Raw genomic sequence first — 11,564 nt, 5'->3', positions numbered from 1 at the left:
CGCCGCCGCAGGGCGCCGCGTACGGCTATCCGCAGCAGCCCCCCGGCGGGCTGCCGACGGTGGGCCCCGGGTACCAGGCCGTGCTGCGCTACCGCGCGCAGGACGGCTCCGAGCAGCAGCTCATCCGCCGTTCCGCGCCGGGCACCCCGCACCCCGAGTGGCAGATGCTGCACGAGCTGCGGGCCATGAACGTGCCGCCGCAGCAGGTCATCGAGCTGCACACCGAGCTGGAGTCGTGCGAGCTGCCCGGTGGGTACTGTGCGCGGATGATCCGGGAGACCTGGCCGCAGGTCCGGATCACCAGCGTCGCCCCGTACGGCAGGGATCACGCCAGCCGGCAGCAGGGGATGCAGCATCTGCTGACGCACCAGGGCGAGTTGCACCAGGTCGCGGACGGTCCGGCGCGGCCGGCTCCGGTGCGGGCTCCGCTGCCCGCGGTGCAGCCGGCGCCGCCGATCCCGCCGCAGGGGGTCGCGCACGAGCTGGCGCAGGCGTTCGGGCCGCAGGGCGTCTTCCGTTTCGACCAGCGGGCGGTGTCCCGCCAGGGTGTGCCGGAGATTGTGGCGCAGACGCTGGTGTGGGCGGGGCTGCCGGTCGATTTCGGACCGTTCTTCTGGGCGCAGGCGGTGCCGGGGCAGCCCGTTCCGACGCTGGCCGAGCTGGCCGCGCAGCGTCAGGTGCAGCCCGCGTCCGACGCGGGGTCGTATCTGGTGATGGGGTCCGACTTCGGCCGGGCGCTCTGTGTGCAGTACGGCACGGCGAACATCGTGGCCGTGCCGGTGGAGGCGGGTCCCGGCGGGCAGCCGGTGGCGCCGCAGTTCGTGAACTCGGGGCTGCCCGAGTTCGTACGGTCGCTGGCGCTGCTGGGCCGGATGTGGCGGCTGCGCTTCGGTCTCAGTCCGGAGCAGGCCGGCCGGTGGACGGTCGACTTCCAGGCGCAGCTGATGATGCTGGACCCGGCGGCGCTCGGTTCGCCGGAGAGCTGGTGGTCGGTCCTGCTGGAGCAGATGTGGGACGGGCTGCTCTGAGGTAGCTCCTGGCACCTGACCCGGTGCGTGTACGAGGCGTCCGGCCGTGAGAAGCGGCCGGGCGCCTCTGCCGTATGGGCGCACGGGCGCCGCGTCTTCCGGTGGGCCGGTACGGGTGGGGCCGGTCCGTGCGGTCCGCGGGCTCCGGCCGTGGGAGGCCCTGGGCGGGGGCTGAATTCAGCCGTACCGGACGGCGGTGCCGACTTCCCGCGCCGGGTGACGCATCCTGGGTGGATGGGATGGGCGGAGTGTCGCGGTATGGGCACTTCGCGATGATCCACCAAGATGTGCGCCGGGCCGCGTGGGGCGACCCGATGCGCATCGTGTTCGAAGAGGGGCTTGACGGATGAGTTCAGCAGCGGTGTCACCTCATGGCTTCACGGGTGTGCGGGGCCGTGGGTACCGGCCCGAGCAGGTCGACCGGTTCGTCGCGGAGCTGTCGGACGACCGTGACGGGGCCTGGGAGCGTGCGGCGCGGCTGACCGTCCTGACGAAGGAGATGGAGGCCACGTCGGCGGCGCTGGCCGAGCAGGTGGCCGGGCTCGCCCCGCAGACGTACGAGACGCTGGGCGAGCGGGCCAGGACGCTGCTCGCGCTGGTCACGGAGGAGGCCGCCGGGCTGCGCGGCGATGCGCAGGCGGCGGCCCAGCGGCTGCACGACGAGGCGGGTGCGGCGGAGCGTGGGCTGCGGGACGCGGCGCGTGCGGATGCGGACGCGGCGCTGGCGGCGGCCGAGGCGCACGCGCAGCAGGTGCTGACCGCCGCGCAGGAGGCGTCCGACGAGCTGCGGATCGGTTCGCGCAAGGACGCGAAGCAGTGGCGCAGCGAGGCGCTGGGTGTGCTGCGGGAGATGCGGGAGCGTACGTCGGCTGCGCTGGCGGAGCTGGAGAAGGGGCACGGCGAGCGTGCCGAGGCTGCGGAGCGTGAACTCGCGGCGAGGGAGGCCGGCTTCGATGCCCGCCATACGGAGCTGATCGCACGGGCCGAGGCCCGTCTCGGGGAGGCGCAGCGGGCGCTGTCGGCGACGGAGGAGTCGGCGCGGCACAGCCAGGAGGACGCGGAGGCGCAGGCGGCGGAGCTGATCGCGCACGCCAGGGTCCGTGCGGAGCGTACGGAACGCGAGACGGAGCGGGTGCTGCGGGAGAACGGTGAGGCGCAGGAGGAGCTGCGGGCGCACATGTCCCATGTGCGGAGCAGTCTGGCCTCGCTGACGGGCAGGACTCCGGCCACGGAAGGCACCTGAGCGCGGGCCCGGCCAGGCAGCCCCGTTCCTTCCCCCTGCGGAATCCCGAGTCCGTGAGGCCGGTACTGCCGCTGGGGACTGTGCAGTTGTCAGGCCCTGGGCAGTCCTCTGTCCCGTAGCGTTACGGCGGGGAACGTCCAGTGCGTCCGCCGGGGCGGGCGCGGCAGACCGGCGGTGGAAGGGTACGTATGGACGCGGATGACTGGGACGAGCGGTACCGGGCCGTGGAGCGTGTGTGGTCGGTCGAGCCGAACCGGTGGGTGGTCCGTGAGACCTCCGGTCTGGAACCCGGCCGGGCCCTGGATCTGGCCGCGGGGGAGGGCCGCAATGCCGTGTGGCTGGCGGGCCGGGGGTGGCGGGTGGACGCGATCGACTTTTCGCCGGTCGCCGTCCGCCGGATCATGGACGCGGCCGGTGACGGTCAGAAGCCGGTGCGTGCCACGGTGGCCGACGCCACCCGCTATGTCCCCGAAGAGGCCGCCTACGACCTGGTTCTGATCTCGTATCTGCAGCTGCCCCGGCAGGACATGGGTGCGGTGCTGGCGAGCGCCTGCCGGGCGGCCCGGCCCGGCGGCACGCTGCTGCTGGTCGGCCACGACGCCGGAAACCTGGAGCACGGCACCGGGGGTCCGAAGGATGCGCGGGTGCTGTCCAGCGTCGAGTTCGTACGCGAGGCGTGGGAACCGTGGGCCGATCTTGTCGTGGCGGAGGTGGCCCACCGTCCGGTCGGGGAGGCCGAGGCGCTCGACACGGTGGTCCGCGCCGTGCGTCGGTGAATCCCGCAGGCGGCGCCGGGTGAGCCCGTCGGCCACTGCGCGGCCGTGCGCCGGACCGTGACGGGGTGTTCGGCGCCGCGGTAGCCGTCCCGGGCCGCGGTAGCCGTCCCGGCCGGAATGGAGCTTCGGAATCTACGAATTGCTAAATTATGCAATTCACTACATGCTGTGCTGGTCGTGTCCGCAGGTGGCCGCGCGCACGGCGCCAGAAGACATCCCGGGACATCGGGGTGGCGAAGGGAGTCCGAAGACCGTGCCTGTTCCGCTGTACCAGGCCGAGGCCGAGGCCGAGTTCTTCCGGATGCTCGGGCGCCCGGTCCGCATACGCGTACCGGAGCTGCTCCGGACCGGTCCGATGGCGGTACGCGTATGCGGACCGGGCGCGGTCGGGGTGGAGCGCTCGGCGCTGTCCCGGCACCTCGCGGCCGGGGACGTGGCGGACTTCATGCGGGCGGCTCGGAGGACTCCGACCGAGATGCCGACCGGGCAGAACGAGCTGTCAGGGGAGTCGCGGGAAGCGGAGGCCGCGGCCTCGTGACGACGCTCCTCGCCCAGGCCGTGGGCCGGGTGCGCTCCCTGCTGCCCGCCCGCGCCGACTTCGCCCTCATGGCCCGCAATCCGCGCCGCGATCTGCTCGCCGGACTGACCGTCGCCATTGTGGCGCTGCCGCTCGCGCTGGGGTTCGGTGTCTCCTCCGGGCTGGGCGCCGAAGCGGGGCTCGCGACCGCGGTGGTGGCGGGCGCGCTCGCCGCACTGTTCGGCGGCTCCAGCCTCCAGGTCTCCGGGCCCACCGGGGCGATGACGGTGGTGCTGGTGCCGATCGTCGCCCAGTACGGGCCGGGTGGGGTCCTGACCGTCGGGCTGATGGCCGGTGTCCTGCTGGTCGCGCTCGCCCTGCTGAAGGCGGGCCGGTACATGCGCTACATCCCCGCCCCGGTGGTGGAGGGCTTCACCCTCGGTATCGCCTGTGTCATCGGGCTGCAGCAGATCCCCAACGCGCTCGGTGTGGCCACGCCCGAGGGCGACAAGGTGCTGGTGGTGACCTGGCGGGCCGTCGAGGAGTTCGTGAAGGCGCCGAACTGGACCGCGACCGTCCTTGCCCTGGCCGTGGCGGCCGTGATGCTGCTCGGCGCCCGGTGGCGCCCCGCCGTCCCCTTCTCCATGGCCGCGGTCATCGCCGCCACCCTGGCCGCCCAGCTCTTCCACCTGGACGCCGCCCGGCCGATCGGTGACCTGCCCTCCGGGCTGTCCGCGCCGTCGCTCGCCTTCCTCGATCTGTCCGCGGTGGGTTCGCTGCTCGCCCCGGCCGTCGCGGTTGCCGCCTTGGCGGCGTTGGAGTCGCTGCTCTCGGCGACCGTCGCGGACGGCATGACGGCCGGCCGGCGGCACGACCCGGACAGGGAACTCTTCGGGCAGGGCATCGCGAACCTGGCCGCCCCACTGTTCGGTGGCGTCCCCGCGACCGGGGCCATCGCCCGTACCGCTGTCAACGTCAGGACCGGCGCAGGCTCGCGGCTCGCGGCAATCACCCACGCCGCGGTCCTCGCCGTGATCGTCTTCGCTGCCGCGCCGCTCGTCTCCAGGATCCCGCTGGCCGCGCTGGCCGGGGTGCTGCTGGCGACCGCGATCCGGATGGTGGAGGTCGGTGCACTGCGGGCGATGGCCCGTGCGACCCGTTCGGATGCGGCTGTGCTGGTGCTGACCGCCGTTGCCACGCTCGCGCTCGACCTGGTGTACGCGGTCGTCATCGGCCTGGTCGTCGCGGGCGCCCTGACGCTGCGGGCGGTCGCCGGGCAGGCCCGGATGGACCAGGTCGATCTCACAGCGGACCTGCCCGGTGAGCACGGCGAGGAGGAGCAGGCGCTGCCGGCCGAGCACATCGTCGCCTACCGCATCGACGGGCCGCTCTTCTTCGCCGGCGCCCACCGCCTTCTCCTGGAACTCTCCGAGGTGGCCGACGTACGGGTGGTGATCCTGCGGATGTCGCGGATCACGACGATGGACGCCACCGGGGCCCTGGTCCTCAAGGACGCCGTGGAGCAGCTGAACCGGCGCGGCATCGCCGTGCTGACCTCCGGGATACGCCCCGCCCAGCGCCAGGCCCTGCGCTCGGTCGGAGCCCTTGACCTGCTCCGGCTGGAGGGCCGGGAGTACGCCACCACACCGGAGGCCGTCGCCGGGGCCCGCGGCCACCTGCGACGGGCCGGCCTCCTGCCCGCCGCCCCCGTCACGGAAGAGGCCTCCCGATGACCACATCCCGAGCCGGGGCGGCCCGGTGAGCGCGCAGCTCGATTCCCTGCCCCTGCGGCATGTCCTGACCCTGCCCGCGATGGGCTCAGCGGTGCGGATCGTCCGCGAGACGACCGAGCAGGTCCTTGCCGAGTGGGGCATCAGCGGTCGGCATCCCCTGGTCGACCCGGCGCTCCTGATCCTCTCGGAACTGGTGACCAACAGCGTCCGGCACGCAGCCGGCCTGTCCCCGAACGTCACCGTGATCTACGCGGCCGGCTCGGACACGTTCGCGTTCGCGGTCCACGACCGCCACCCCCACAAGCCTGCTCTGTTCTCCACGGTCACCGGGACCGGCGACAGCAGTGGGCTGGGCACCGTCATGGAACTCACCCTCGGCCTGGGCGGCACCGCGGTCATCCGGGGTGACGCGGACGGCAAGGGCAAAAGCATATGGATCACCCTGCCGCTGTGACCCTGTGACCCTGTGACCCTGTGACCCTGTGACCCTGTGACCCTGCGGCACCTGTGGGAGGTGTCCGGCGGTCGCGGTTCGATCCCGGGCGACGCAGGAGCCGCTCATGGATTGCGCAATTGCCGAACCAGGAAATTCTCAAGGCCGTCAGGCCGGCGTGAAGGCGCGAGGATGTCCCCATGACGAAGAGTTTTGGATGGATGCGATGCGCGGTGCACGCACGACGGCGGACGTCCGGTACCCGGGCGGCTCCCATGGGCAAGGGGCGGGCACAGTGAGCGCACCGCTCTACCAGCTGAAGGCGGAATTCTTCAAAACCCTCGGCCACCCGGTACGGGTCAGGGTCCTGGAACTGCTCAGCGAACGCGAACACGCGGTCTCCGAAATGCTTCCCGAGGTCGGCGTCGAAGCAGCCCACCTGTCCCAGCAGCTGGCCGTCCTGCGCCGGGCCAACCTTGTCGTCCCCCGCCGGGAGGGATCAGCCGTCTACTACTCGCTGGCCAACCCTCAGGTAGCGGAGCTGCTCCGCGTGGCGCGAACGATCCTGTCCGGCGTACTGGCGGGCCAGGCCGAACTGCTGGCCGACCTTCGAGCCGCCGAACCGGAGGCCAAGCCCCGCCGGCGCAGGTCGTCGTAGCTGATTCCGGCGCCGCCTGGGCGGTGGCACCTTCTCTCCGTGGGTTCGCCTGCTGGGGCCGCGTTCACTTGTCGGCGTGGCCGCCCAGGTAGAACAGCAGCCAGATGAATCCCGCGAAGACGTGCGTGCCGAAGATGTAGAGGAAGGCGCGCAGGGCGACCCCCCGCTCCTTCCAGCTCTCGGTCTCCCGTTCGGGGGCGCTCACGGCGGGGGCCGGCTCACTCTCGATCTCGTCGCTCATGGCGTGTCTCCCGTCCTGGGCCGGTCTTGGCGGCTGGTGTCGTATCGGTTGCCGTCTCCGCGGACACCGGGCCACCCGGCCGCCCGGTCACCCGGCCTCACACCGTGTCCGTTTCGGTCCCGGCGTCGTGCAGTTGGACCAGCAGGTCCTGCCGGCCGGCCAGCAGGACCGTCAGGATCCGCCGGGCCGCGCGCAGCAACTCCGCCACATCCCCGCCCGCCAGCTCGTAGACGACGGTGGAGCCGTCGCGGGTCGCGTTCACGATGCCCGAACGGCGCAGCACGGCCAGCTGCTGCGAGAGGTTCGACGGTTCGATCTCGATCGCCGCGAGCAGGTCGCGGACCGGCAGCGGCCCCTCCTGGAGCAGTTCCAGGACCCGGATCCGGACCGGGTGCCCCAGCATCCGGAAGAACTCCGCCTTCGCCTGGTACAGCGGCACGGCTGTCACGTTCACTGCCCACTCACCCCGTTCTCCGGCTCCGTGCTGACGCGGTGCTTGCGGGCCAGGCGCAGGGCGTCATCGAGTTCGTCCTCGGCCATCGCCGCTTCGTAGGCGTCCTCGGCCTCCGACGCAGCCGCAAGCCGGGACCGTGCCGCACCGATGCGCTCCCGCGCCGCCTCGCTGAACCCGCCCACCGTCGCTCCCCACCCCGGCACATCCGGCCGATTGGCTGACTAGCAAATTGCAGAACTCTGCAAGTCTAAGGGAGCGTCTCGCCGGACACCGCCCCCCGTCCTGCAGGTCCTGTGTCTCCAGCTGTGCCGGGGCGCCGCCGCCCCCGAGAAGCGGGCGTCCCCGCTGCGGAATCCCCCTAGGGGCCGCCCCTTACCTGCGGCCCGGGCGCGTTCGTCCCGGCGGAGGAGGTGAGGGGCCCCGCTGGTCCTTAGCGTTTGTTTATGGCCGCCCGCAGTGGTGGGGGTGGGGAAAACCCCAGGGCGTATGCGGCTACGTGCACCAGTGTGCCGGGCATCCCGGATCGACAGACTTCAACCATGCCTGCTGACAAGCAGGGCAGGACCGACATAGGAGATTTACCGTGACAACGGCTGTGACCATTCCCAGGCACGGGGGTACTGGAGGGCGTACGGCCGTTGCCGCGCGAGCGCGGCAGGTCGTCAAGGCGTACGGGTCGGGGGAGACCCGGGTCGTGGCGCTCGACCATGTCGATGTGGACATCGCCCGCGGTCAGTTCACCGCGATCATGGGCCCGTCGGGCTCCGGCAAGTCGACGCTGATGCACTGCCTCGCCGGCCTCGACACGGTGAGCGCCGGGCAGATCCATCTGGACGAGACCGAGATCACCGGGCTCAAGGACAAGAAGCTCACCCAGCTGCGCCGGGACCGTATCGGCTTCATCTTCCAGGCGTTCAATCTGCTGCCCACGCTCAACGCCATCGAGAACATCACGCTCCCGATGGACATCGCCGGGCGCAGGCCGGACGCCCAGTGGCTGCGGCAGGTGGTGGAGACCGTGGGGCTCGCCGACCGGCTCAAGCACCGGCCGACCCAGCTCTCCGGCGGTCAGCAGCAGCGGGTCGCCGTGGCGCGCGCCCTGGCCGCCCAGCCCGAGATCATCTTCGGTGACGAGCCGACCGGGAACCTCGACTCCCGGGCCGGGGCCGAAGTACTGGGCTTCCTGCGCAAGTCGGTGTCCGAGCTGGGCCAGACCATCGTGATGGTCACGCACGACCCGGTGGCCGCCTCGTACGCGGACCGGGTGCTCTACCTCGCGGACGGCAGGATCGTGGACGAGATGTACGGCCCGACGGCCGAGCAGGTCCTCGACCGGATGAAGGACTTCGACGCGCGCGGGCGGACGTCATGACCGTCTGGAAGACCTCCCTGCGCAACTTCTTCGCGCACAAGGGACGGATGGCGCTCTCCGCCGTCGCGGTCCTGCTGTCGGTCGGCTTCGTGTGCGGCACGCTCGTCTTCACCGACACCATGAACACCACGTTCGACAAGCTCTTCGCGGCCACCGCGTCGGATGTCACGGTCAGCCCCAAGTCGGCCAAGGGCACCGACAACAGCACCCAGAACGGCAAGCCGGACACGCTGCCCGCATCGGCGGTGCGGCAGGTCGCGAAGGCCGACGGGGTGCGCTCGGTGCAGGGCGGCGTCAGCAGCATGAGCGTGACGGTCGTCGACGGCCACAACAAGGACATGGGCTCCAGCAACGGCGCCCCGACGATCGCCGGCAACTGGACGTCCAACGAGACCAAGTCGATGGAGATCACCTCGGGCCACGCCCCGCGCGGCCCCACCGAGGTGATGGTCGACGCGGACACCGCGGAGAAGCACCACCTGAAGCTGGGTGACGAGCTGCGCACGATCGCCGTCAGCGGGGACATCAGGGCCCGGATATCCGGGATCGCCACGTTCAAGGTGACCAACCCCGGCGCGGCCGTCGTGTACTTCGACACCGCCACCGCGCAGCACGAGCTGCTGGGCGGCCCCGGCCTCTTCACGAACATCTCCGTCAACGCCGAATCCGGTGTGAGCGACGCACAGTTGAAGAAGAACGTGCAGGCGGTGCTGCACGGCCCGTACACGTTCGAGACGCAGAAGGAGAACGCGGACGCCAACCGCTCGGACGTCGGCTCGTTCCTCGACGTCATGAAGTACGCGATGCTCGGCTTCGCCGGAATCGCCTTCCTCGTCGGCATCTTCCTGATCATCAACACCTTCTCGATGCTGGTCGCCCAGCGCACCCGCGAGATCGGACTGATGCGGGCCCTCGGCTCCAGCCGCAAGCAGGTCAACCGCTCGGTGCTGGTCGAGGCGCTGCTGCTCGGTGTCTTCGGCTCGGTCCTCGGTGTCGGCGCCGGTGTCGGCCTCGCGGTGGGGCTGATGAAGGTGATGGGTTCGATCGGCATGGACCTGTCCACGGAGGACCTGACGGTCAAGTGGACGACCCCGCTCGTCGGCATGCTGCTCGGTGTCATCGTGACGATCGTCGCCGCGTACATCCCGGCCCGCCGGGCCGGGAAGATCTCCCCGATGGCCGCGCTGCGGGACTCGGGTACGCCCGCCGACGGCAGGGCGGGATGGCTCAGGGCGGCGATCGGCCTGGTGCTCACCGGTGCGGGCGGGGCGGCGCTGTTCGCCGCGGCCGGCGCGGACAAGTCGGGTCAGGGCTCGCTCTACCTGGGGGCCGGTGTGGTCCTCACGCTCATCGGCTTCGTGGTCATCGGCCCGCTCCTCGCGGGTGTGGTGGTCAGGGCGATCAGCTCGGTCGTCCTGCGGATCTTCGGCCCGGTCGGGCGGATGGCCGAGCGCAACGCGCTGCGCAACCCGCGGCGTACGGGAGCGACGGGCGCGGCCCTGATGATCGGCCTCGCGCTGGTCGCCTGTCTGTCGGTCGTCGGTTCGTCGATGGTGGCCTCGGCCACCGACGAGCTGGACAAGTCGGTCGGTGCTGACTTCATCATCCAGAGCGGCAGCGGCCAGCTGATCGTGCCGCAGGCGCAGAAGGCACTCGAAGCGGCGCCGGGCATCGAGCACGTCACCAACTACAAGGCCATCGATTCCAGGCTGACCGCGCCCGACGGGAAGAGCGAGGACGAGTCGGTCATCGCGGCCGACCCGACGTACGCGCAGGACCTGCGGCGCGAGACGGTCTCGGGTGATCTCTCGGCGGCGTACGGCAAGGACGCCATGTCCGTCGGCGACGCCTACGCCACGAGGCACCACATCAAGGTCGGCGACACCATGTCGGTGGCGTTCAGGAGCGGACGGACGGCGAAGCTGCGGATCGCGGCCATCACCTCCGACGACACGAGCGTCGACAAGGGCGCGATGTACCTGAACATCACGACGGCCGCGCGGTATGTGCCGGCCGACAGGATGCCGCCGAACGTCATCATGTTCGCCAAGGCCAAGGACGGCCAGGAGAAGGCCGCCTACGCCGGGCTGAAGAAGTCGCTGGCCAAGTACCCGCAGTACAAGGTGCAGGACCAGACCGACTTCAAGCAGGAGCTGAAGGACCAGATCGGGCAGCTGCTCAACATCGTCTACGGGCTGCTGGCCCTGGCGATCATCGTGGCGGTGCTCGGCGTGGTGAACACGCTGGCCCTGTCGGTCGTCGAGCGGACCAGGGAGATCGGCCTGATGCGGGCGATCGGCCTCTCGCGCAGGCAGCTGCGCCGGATGATCCGGCTGGAGTCGGTGGTCATCGCGCTCTTCGGTGCGCTGCTCGGCCTGGGGCTCGGGATGGGCTGGGGCACATCGGCCCAGAAGATCCTCGCGCTTGAGGGCATGGGGGTCCTGGAGATCCCGTGGCCGACGATCATCGGGGTCTTCGTCGCCTCGGCGTTCGTGGGCCTGTTCGCCGCCCTGATCCCGGCGTTCCGGGCGGGCCGGATGAACGTACTGAACGCGATCGCGACCGACTGACGCGGTTCGCTCCGACCCGGCTCGCGCTCCGACCCCGCTCCCGCTCCGACCCCGCTCCCGCTCCGGTCCCGGTCCCGGTCCCGGTTCCGTCCGGAGGAGGAGCGGGCCAGTGACCGGGGGGTACGGGGAACGGGGGAAAAACCCGGGGAACGGGGGACAGGGGGGAACGGGGACGAATCAGCCCCGGTGGGCGCCAGGCGCGTCCGCCGGGGCTGGATCGTGTCCGGCAGGGCGCACCGGATCGTCAGGCGGGCACAAGCACCGTCAGCCGGCCGGCGGCAGGGACGACTGCGGCAAGGTGGCCGGCGCCGTGGGTGTCCCCGCCGCCGTACCCGGACCCGTACGCGTACCAATGGAGTCACCCCGCACCGTTTCCGTGGCGGTGGTGCGGAGCGGCGTGCCCGGGGTGGCCGAGGCGTAGCCCATGGACGGGCTCGTCGGGCTCGGCAGGTCCGGCAGGCTGGTACCCCCGCCGTCCGCGGAGTGCAGGGGGGCGTGCCGGGGGCTCGGCGGCGCGGCGGGGAGCGCGGGCGCGGCGG

At 71.5% G+C, this 11,564-nt stretch carries 12 protein-coding genes and 1 pseudogene; 9 read left to right on the top strand and 4 right to left on the bottom strand.

Annotated elements, in window-relative coordinates:
- The 7 genes from G3I19_RS29415 to G3I19_RS29385 all read left to right on the top strand — a co-directional run.
- Positions 1-1,028, top strand: a 1,028-nt coding sequence (locus G3I19_RS29415; RefSeq protein WP_203600561.1) for an SUKH-4 family immunity protein, incomplete at its 5' end; no start/stop codon positions are given.
- Between the two features lie 346 nt (positions 1,029-1,374).
- Positions 1,375-2,271: a cellulose-binding protein gene (locus G3I19_RS29410; protein ID WP_164266760.1), complete on the top strand. Its 897-nt coding sequence runs from the start codon at positions 1,375-1,377 to the stop codon at positions 2,269-2,271.
- A 188-nt stretch (positions 2,272-2,459) separates the two neighbouring features.
- The gene (locus tag G3I19_RS29405; RefSeq protein WP_164266759.1) at positions 2,460-3,047 is read left to right on the top strand and encodes a class I SAM-dependent methyltransferase; all 588 of its coding nucleotides are present in this window, start codon (positions 2,460-2,462) and stop codon (positions 3,045-3,047) included.
- A 253-nt stretch (positions 3,048-3,300) separates the two neighbouring features.
- Positions 3,301-3,585 carry a transcriptional regulator gene (locus tag G3I19_RS37765; RefSeq protein WP_164266758.1) on the top strand — a complete coding sequence of 95 codons (285 nt, stop codon included), beginning with the start codon at positions 3,301-3,303 and terminating at the stop codon, positions 3,583-3,585.
- Positions 3,582-5,297, top strand: coding sequence for a SulP family inorganic anion transporter (locus G3I19_RS29395; RefSeq protein ID WP_164266757.1), 1,716 nt, complete (start codon positions 3,582-3,584; stop codon positions 5,295-5,297). The genes G3I19_RS37765 and G3I19_RS29395 overlap by 4 nt, the downstream gene beginning before the upstream one ends.
- Positions 5,298-5,322: 25 nt before the next feature.
- A complete protein-coding gene (locus G3I19_RS29390) occupies positions 5,323-5,751 on the top strand; it encodes an ATP-binding protein (protein WP_164266756.1) in 429 nt (142 codons plus the stop codon).
- 274 nt (positions 5,752-6,025) lie between these two features.
- Entirely contained in the window at positions 6,026-6,388 is a 363-nt protein-coding gene (locus tag G3I19_RS29385) for a metalloregulator ArsR/SmtB family transcription factor (protein WP_164266755.1), read from the top strand.
- A 64-nt stretch (positions 6,389-6,452) separates the two neighbouring features.
- Here the strand turns inward: G3I19_RS29385 and G3I19_RS37060 are convergent, their stop codons facing one another.
- The 3 genes from G3I19_RS37060 to G3I19_RS29375 all read right to left on the bottom strand — a co-directional run bounded on the left by G3I19_RS37060 (position 6,453) and on the right by G3I19_RS29375 (position 7,265).
- Positions 6,453-6,629 carry a DUF6126 family protein gene (locus tag G3I19_RS37060; protein ID WP_203600557.1) on the bottom strand — a complete coding sequence of 59 codons (177 nt, stop codon included), beginning with the start codon at positions 6,627-6,629 and terminating at the stop codon, positions 6,453-6,455.
- Between the two features lie 97 nt (positions 6,630-6,726).
- Positions 6,727-7,083, bottom strand: a complete 357-nt coding sequence (locus G3I19_RS29380; protein ID WP_343235247.1) for a metalloregulator ArsR/SmtB family transcription factor — start codon at positions 7,081-7,083, stop codon at positions 6,727-6,729.
- Positions 7,080-7,265: a hypothetical protein gene (locus G3I19_RS29375; protein WP_164266754.1), complete on the bottom strand. Its 186-nt coding sequence runs from the start codon at positions 7,263-7,265 to the stop codon at positions 7,080-7,082. The genes G3I19_RS29380 and G3I19_RS29375 overlap by 4 nt, the downstream gene beginning before the upstream one ends.
- A gap of 401 nt (positions 7,266-7,666) precedes the next feature.
- On the opposite strand from G3I19_RS29375, the gene G3I19_RS29370 reads away from it, so the two are divergent.
- Together G3I19_RS29370 and G3I19_RS29365 are read left to right on the top strand one after the other, a co-directional pair.
- Complete coding sequence (locus tag G3I19_RS29370; protein WP_164266753.1) at positions 7,667-8,455, top strand: ABC transporter ATP-binding protein; 789 nt, start codon at positions 7,667-7,669, stop codon at positions 8,453-8,455.
- Positions 8,452-11,025 carry an FtsX-like permease family protein gene (locus tag G3I19_RS29365; protein WP_164266752.1) on the top strand — a complete coding sequence of 858 codons (2,574 nt, stop codon included), beginning with the start codon at positions 8,452-8,454 and terminating at the stop codon, positions 11,023-11,025. Before G3I19_RS29370 ends, G3I19_RS29365 begins: the two co-directional genes overlap by 4 nt.
- Before the next feature lie 264 nt (positions 11,026-11,289).
- Here G3I19_RS29365 and G3I19_RS37055 read toward each other — a convergent pair.
- Positions 11,290-11,564 (bottom strand): annotated as a pseudogene (locus G3I19_RS37055) (hypothetical protein); the annotation flags it as partial.

The organism is Streptomyces sp. SID10853, from assembly GCF_010548145.1.
GTDB lineage: Bacteria > Actinomycetota > Actinomycetes > Streptomycetales > Streptomycetaceae > Streptomyces.
The sequence above is the reverse complement of the archived record's forward strand: the minus strand, read 5'-3'. Positions and strand labels throughout refer to the sequence as shown.